This window comes from Christensenella sp. (genome assembly GCF_034927525.1).
Taxonomy (GTDB): Bacteria; Bacillota; Clostridia; order Christensenellales; family Christensenellaceae; genus Christensenella.
Map to the genome: position 1 here is coordinate 1 of NZ_JAYFPU010000258.1, position 7,620 is coordinate 7,620.

Here is a 7,620-nt window from a genome sequence, read left to right on the forward strand (position 1 = left end):
AGCCGGCACAGGAACAGGAGCAAACGCCGGAGCAGCAAACACCGGCAGCGCCCGAAGAAACGCCGCCTGCGGAAGAATCGGAGCCGTCGGAGCAGCAAACGCCTGCCATGACGGGACTGTGGATCTATAATACGATCACGGGTGAAACCCTGACGGGGGACGAGACAGCCGAATATACGCTTAAGGTAGATGGTGAGGCGTATGTATCCCGGGAATACCGACTGTTCGACATGACGAAAGACCCTGCGGAGGAACTGGGGACTTTTGCGACGGACGAGCAAGGAAAGATCGTAATGGAAACAGGCCGCGCGGCGCTGTTTGAAGGCGTTGCGGCGGGAACGGCATATGTAGTGGAAGGAAGCGCGAAAGAGGGCTTCTCGTTTGTCGTTCCGGAAAACAACGGTACGCTGGAGAATTCGGCGGTGTTGGCGCTCAATACGGAAGGCGATGTTTCCGCGATTGGAACAATGACGGAAGCGGGCAGCAGCGTACAACTTGAGTTAAAGCAGGATACGGCAGAGCCGGAGGAAAGCGTGGCGCCCGAAGAAAGCGCGACGCCCGAAGAAACACCGGTGGCAGACGAGCCGGAAATGAATGCGGAATCGGACGAGACTACGGTGGTGCCTTTTGCAGACGAAGAAACGGAAAACTATAAATTCGATCTCAAATGGATCGCGTACGACAGCTTGCCGGGTACCAAGTCGGACACGGACCTGTCCCTTGACGGCTGGAACAACAAAGTCAAAAAGACGATCAAAGCACAATTGACATTTTCCAACAATGAAGATTATGCTGTGGGCGACGTTGTGATCCGCATCCCGCAGACGCTGCTTCAGTACCGTGCAGGCATCCCGATGAATGGTACAAATTGTAACTTTGTAGATATTGGCGTGCCCAAGGCGCCGGATATGATCGTTGCTTCGGACTTCAACTATACGCTCGATCCGGATACGGGAGATGTACTCCTTACCAACTGCAAGCCCATCAAGGCGGGCGGTAACAACCTGATCCAGATCGCGTGGGCGGTAGACGCAATGGGCGTTGTGGACGAGACAAACTTTGGATTTTCGGCAGAGCTGACCACCAAAGGGGTAGAGCAGCCCGACAGCCCCACGATCACAGGCAGCATCAATCATGCGCCCGCGACAGTGACGTCCGCGACCAAGGCGGTTGCCAATGGCGGCAAGGTCGCAAATTGGGCGACCGTCCAGACCTATGCCCCCAACCTTGCCGGGCAGGAAAAGCCGGCTGATTTTGACGATTACTGGTATCTGGTATACCAGATGCGTTATAATGTCAATTTTACACAACCTTACACGGTCAAATTATCGGAGCTGCCCGGCGCGGGCGGCGAGCTTGTGGGAGGCTATACACAGAGGCTTGGAGCGGGCACAACGGCGAGTGCACAGGCCGGCTGGTGGAACTTGGAGGACGATACGCTTTCCTTTGGGCAGAACCAGACGTTATACACCTCCAATTCTTCGGTCTATTACGATAATATCGTTTATCCAAGCAGCACCTATTATATTTATTCGGTGGTGCGGTTTCCCAAGGCGCAATATACAGCGGGAACGAACGTAGATAATAACTTCAAGGTGGAGATGACAGGCGTGGACGACGGCATTACTACCACGCAGGAGAAAAATGTCCTGGTGCCGATCGTGGAGTGGACGCCGCCGCGCCCGACGGGCAGCCTGTATTATACATACAAAAGCACCAACGGCAACAACGATATCGTGCCGGTGCTGAAAACGTCGATGGATAACGGCCGGGACTTCGAGATGGCATACGCTAACGTTTCGACCATCAACAATGGATATTCCAAAACGAACTTCTATACGTATACGTATGGCCGGAAATATTTGAACGAGAATAACATCCCTACCCCGGAAAACAGCAAGATGAACGTAGTGGCTGAGGACGGGCGTATGCTGGCCAATAATGTGGCTTTGGGGCCGGAGGATTATTATATCAGCAGTTGGGCTGTTACTATTAGTGACCTGCTCTGGATCATCGATCCAAGCCAGGAAATGTCGGATTATTCGAACTTCTATTCCCCGACGGGAAATCCGGTCAAGCTTTATGTACAGACGGCGGCCGACCCGGGGACGTGGCAGGAAGCGGGCGAGATTTCCTATGAAAATTTTGTTCGCAAAATTGACGATTATAAGGGGTTTGAACGCTATAGCAATGCGGGCTCCGTGGATGCGATGCCATATGTATCGGATGCCCTGAAAGCAGAAGGGATTTATAAGGTCAAGGCGGAGCATGCATCGGATTCTTCCCATGGATGGTCGTCACAGGTTTACATGTATATCAATACGACGGTCAGGCACGATTCGCCTGTTTTCCAGTCGCTGGTGGAAGATTCGATGCAAACGGGCAACCGCATCACCTTCCAGAACTATTCGCAGAACCATATCGAGCTGAACGGCTCGCAGGTATATGCGCAGGAGTATGCGGCAAATAAACATTTTGTGCCTATGTATACGGTCAATGGGCACTCTAAGTCGGTAAGCCTGACGAATGACAAAGCGAACAGCCAGGTCAAGGCAACGATCCAACTGACCGGATCGCAGCAGCTGCGATATAACTATTATGGCACCTCATCTTCGTACTACTCTAATGTGACATTCCAGCAGCTAAAAGATGCGGGAGGCGCAACATTGGAGCAGCTCGGCTGGACGCAGAAGGACTGGGTGTTTTATGACCTGCTGCCGGAGGGGTACGTGTTTGACCCGAACGTAGCCATTACAGCCACGAGCGGCTACAGCAATAACAGCAACAGGACGTATTTCCTGTCCAATGACGATGTGAGCATCACGTCTTACGACGTCATCGAGGACTATAAGGGTACAGGGCGTACGATGGTCAAGGTTTACGTACACACGGAATTCAACCCCAACCCGACCAGCTATGGCGAATCTTATTACAACGACGGCTTGTTTTTCAACCTCTATGTGAAGCTGGGGGCTTATTACCGCTACACGGATTACAAAACGGCGAACGGCAAGGAAAACGATTCCGCGTGGCAGCCGCAGCAGGGGAACTTCCTTGGCGTAGTCAACCAATACAGCAGCAGCGAATATGTGCGGCCGGACAGCGGGGTAAACGCGCCCTCCGGCGTTGGCAAGGATGAAAACGGCGTATCGTATTTTGCCGACCTGAACGAAAACGGCAATACGGAAGAAATGAATACACAGTATTCATCCGCCAGCTCGACGATTGATATTACAGTGGCGACGGCAACGGGCATCACAAAGGCGGTCAAAGAGGATGCGGACAAATTCGCGACGTACGATGAGAATGCGCGCGCCGCGACGAACGAAACGTATACCTACCGCCTGCAGGTGCAGAACACGGACGGCGGTACGATGAAGAACGTGGTCATCTTCGACCGCTTAGAGCGTGCGGCCATAGACCGCGCCGGCAAGGAAGATTTTACGTTTGACGGCACATACTGGCAGGGCGTTTTGCAAAGTGTAGATACGATACAGGCGAAGCGCAAGGGCATCGACCCGGTGGTTTATTATTCCACCAAGTCGGACGCGGCATATGACCTATCTGACGCAGCCTCCGGCTGGACGACGACAGCGCCTTCTGATATGAGCACGGTGAAGGCGGTAGCGGTCGATCTTTCCAAAAAGACAGACGGCACGGATTATGTGTTCGCGCCGCTTGAGGGTACTTATATCGCGCTTAAGATGAAAGCGCCGGCAACGCTGACAGAGCCAACAATCCACGCATACAACAACCCGGCTTGGATCAACGAATTTACGGCGGCCACGGGTGAGACGAAGGTGGAGACCACGCTGGGGAACAGCGTGATTGTGGAGCTGTTCGAGGCGGCGGAGCTGCGCGTTTCCAAGCAGGCGACAGGGCTTGACTTGAGTGGTGTTGACTTCGGTTATACACTGCTGCAAAACGGGGAACCGTTCGGCCCGGCGGAATATACATTGTATGATATCAGCGACCCGGATAACCCGACTGCCGTTTCGGGCACGTGGGCCACGGATGCGAATGGTAAATTTACGCTCAAGGCCAGCCAGATGGCGGTATTTGAGCGTATGGACAACAAGGCGACGTACAGTGTGACCGAAGCGGCGATGACGGGCAACACCATCGTATCGCCGGAGGGCGGCGTTGCCACGGGAACGCTTGATAAGAACAATCCGCAGAGCGTGGAATTTGTCAACGACTATATTGGAAACCTGGCAAAGCTGAGGCTCACCAAGAGCGTGAACAAGCTGTCGGGCAGTGTTGACGCGCCCGCGGGCGATACCTTTGAATTCACCGTAAAGCTGGGCAAAACGACGGATACGATGGCGCCGTATGCAAACCAGACCTATAGACTTTACCAGTCAAACGGGACAGAAATCACAGAAGGCGGGCCGTTTGCAACGGACGAAAACGGTAAGCTGACCTTAAAAGCGGCGCAGTATGCGGAATTCCCACAGGTCGTGAAGGGCTGGCGTTATGAGATTACGGAAACGGCAAGCCAGGACTATACGTTCTATAGTCCGAGTACAGGCATATACAGCGGCTGTTCGCTATGTGCGGGCGGCCTTTATTTTTTCTGCGAGGTTGATGATCTCGATTTTTTTGTTACGGCAGTAATCTATGGTATAGGCAGTGCCGCCGCTTTTGCCGTCGTGATAGCAGATGAGCCGGCTTGCGTGGTCGGCCATGAAACGGTTGCGCGCGTGAAAGCAATCCGGAGCATAGGCATCGCGCACATAAATGACCTGATCTGCGAGCGCCGCAAGGGTTTGATGCCTCGTCTTCCAAGCATCATCCCATTGTTCGCTGTGGCCTTTGTAGGGGATGGCGCATACGAGCTTGATATGGGTAAAGCCCGGATGTTTTTTCAGACGCAAAACGGTTTCACCGCAAATGATATCGAAGCCTTGCGCCATGCCACAGAGAAACGTTGTATATCCTTTTTCCACGCTAAAGAGTACATTGATATTGATGTAGCCGAGCAGGACGCCGTATTCAAGAGTTGGAGCTTTGAGGGGAAAGCCAAACTTCTCGGGTCGGTAACCGCTGAAACAACAGGTGGTTTGCTTATCAAACAATAAAATCACTCCCTTTAAAAATGTAATTAAATTATGATTACATATATGCACATTATATATCGAACAAAACTAAATTACAATATTAATTACAGGAGCGTGTTTGATATGAGCAAATTTAAAATTGACAAAGACGATGGTAAGATTTCTTCAATAAATCGTACGATTCGTATGAAACCGGAACATTTTGATGTGATCATGGAATTGAGTGAAAAGACAGGAGTTTCGTTCAATAAGATAGTGAATCAATGTATAGAGTATGCTCTTAAGAATCTGGATCAGTAAAAATCAACGTGGATAAAAGAAACACCGTTTAGAAAAGCGGTGTTTTTATATTTTCCCTGAAATAAAAAATAATTTGACAAATTGCATATGTAGAGTCATCATAATGTAATGACATATTACAGATAAAGTCGATCAGGATTCGGTGGTTCCCTTATACCATCAACTGAAAACGATTATAAAAGTTGGAGCTTTTAGGGGAAAGCCAAATTTTGCGGGCCGGTAACCGCTGAAACAACAGGTGGTTTGCTTATTTAACATAATATTTGCAGCCGCACATCTAAAATAATACTACCTTTTCGCAATATATTAATTTGATACTAAAAAATTATCTCAGTAAATAGAAATAGGTGAAATTCAGTTTCTAAGAATTTTTGAAAAGTAAACAAACAAAAAAACGCATCATAGATGCGCTTTTTAAGTGGTACGAATGTTCATAAGGACAACCCCAGAAAACCGCATAAAATAAGGTCTATCGGCACAAACATACGATTACTACCTCGATGGTTAAACTGTAATGCTCCTAACTGATACGTTTTTAATATTGTCCTCACAGTTTTGACGATACTCTTCCTTGATTTGTACTCGTTGCCCTAAAATATCAAGTCTACCAGCTCGAAGCATGTAAAAAGGACATCCTCGGGCATTCGCTACAACACCAGTTGTCTGGAAATCTCTAACATCCGTTATTCCATTGCTAATGGCATTGAAAGAAAAAATCTCTGGATTGCTTCTTAACAAAACATCAACATCTTTATCGATTGCGGATAAGACAGTGGCATATGCAGAAGCAGGTCCCATATACTGAGTTAATCGGTTCTTCAATACCATATGCACTTTAGGCAACGGTCTAGAAGCATCCTTGAGCTTTTCAGCGAAAGCATATTTAGTATATATTTCAGATGGAAGTTTAAGGCCATATACTAAAGAAAATGCATTTTGAATAGCTCGCCTAGAGGAATCATCAGCCATTACAGGCAAAATCAACCGACTAGTTGCTGCCAAAGCAATCTGTGTGTAAATAGAAAAACTAGGATTAGCATCAAAAAAAACGACATCATATGCACCGTCCACTTGAGACAAAAAATCATTTATCCAATCAATAATTGCAACCCAGGTATTTGTTCCTGGAATTTGGTTATTTGCCAAGGTTGATATTGCATTAGATTGAAGCTCCAACAAAGGATCACCACAAAATAAATCGATATTGACAGGGATAAAAGAATTAAAATCATGAGGAGTCGTTATAAAGTCCGTTGATGTAAAGGACGGAGGGCTATACGGGGCTGGTAGCCGCATTTGAAAATACCCGCCAACTGTTGCCCTAGGAATCACCCCTTGGCGCTTTAAAAGATTATCACTCCCGCCATTATGTAAGCCGCCAAGAAGCAATTCCGATAGATTTGCTTGAGGGCAAACATCTATCGCTAACACTTTTTGGTTTGGATTTCTATAAGCATAATCACAAATAACCTGAAAAGCCAAGCTGGTTTTTCCTGTACCACCTTTGTTGTTCCAAAATGCATATCGTTCCATATTTTCCTCCTACTATGACCGAATATATATCGTACCCTTAGTACATTATATGGTACTCAAAATACGTTGTCAAGTACAAACTATACATTTTTTGAAAGAAAGCTATGTCTCATTATCAGTAAAAACAAAGACAGGTTGGCATTAATCAACCTGTCTTTGTCCTTACGACCATTCGAGGGCCTTTCATAGTGGTTGCGGGGACAGGATTTGAATTTGTTCGTGCCCATTTCAGCCTGTTACATTTAATGAAATTACGTCTAAAAAACCTATAGTTAAGCCATTATTCGTTTTGACTCGTATCGTTTAAAATTCCTCATTTTGTTCTCTAAAGGGTAAAATAAAGGGTGGTAAAATATGAATCGCTATCCGCAAAAAAGACAAAAAAAAAAAGGGTCTAACGTAGAAAACCAAAAGATTATGCAAGCTAGCGCCGTTTCTCAAACGGCGTCAGTTTTGTCTTTAACCGAATACGCTCATAGTTGTAGAAGTAAAGATACTCGTCAATCAACTCCTTTGCCTGCTCAATACTCTGAATTTTCTGTCTGTAGATGCATTCCGTTTTCAGCGTGCCAAAGAAATTCTCCGCAGGCGTATTGTCAAGTGGCGTTCCCGCCATTGACATAGAGGGCAGAATAGAATACTGTTTTAGTAGGTTTGAATACCCGTGGGACGTGTATTGGAACCCTTGGTCGCTGTGGAGAATCAATCCATCAGCGATCTCTTTCTT

At 47.7% G+C, this 7,620-nt stretch carries 4 protein-coding genes and 1 pseudogene; 2 read left to right on the top strand and 3 right to left on the bottom strand.

All coding sequences use genetic code 11. The features are described 5' to 3' along the window. Window positions 1-3,704: 3,704 nt before the first annotated feature. Window positions 3,705-4,472 (top strand): annotated as a pseudogene (locus VB081_RS15045) (DUF7601 domain-containing protein); the annotation flags it as partial. A gap of 78 nt (window positions 4,473-4,550) precedes the next feature. On the opposite strand, the gene VB081_RS15050 reads toward VB081_RS15045, so the two are convergent. After that, the gene (locus VB081_RS15050; protein WP_442872718.1) at window positions 4,551-5,129 is read right to left on the bottom strand and encodes an SLOG family protein; all 579 of its coding nucleotides are present in this window, start codon (window positions 5,127-5,129) and stop codon (window positions 4,551-4,553) included. A gap of 54 nt (window positions 5,130-5,183) precedes the next feature. On the opposite strand from VB081_RS15050, the gene VB081_RS10640 reads away from it, so the two are divergent. Next, entirely contained in the window at window positions 5,184-5,360 is a 177-nt protein-coding gene (locus tag VB081_RS10640; RefSeq protein WP_323400794.1) for a hypothetical protein, read from the top strand. Between the two features lie 504 nt (window positions 5,361-5,864). Here the strand turns inward: VB081_RS10640 and VB081_RS10645 are convergent. Both VB081_RS10645 and VB081_RS10650 read right to left on the bottom strand, forming a co-directional pair. Next, window positions 5,865-6,893, bottom strand: a complete 1,029-nt coding sequence (locus VB081_RS10645) for a ParA family protein (RefSeq protein ID WP_323400795.1) — start codon at window positions 6,891-6,893, stop codon at window positions 5,865-5,867. Between the two features lie 424 nt (window positions 6,894-7,317). Further along, window positions 7,318-7,620, bottom strand: a 303-nt coding sequence (locus VB081_RS10650; RefSeq protein ID WP_323400796.1) for an IS3 family transposase, incomplete at its 5' end; no start/stop codon positions are given.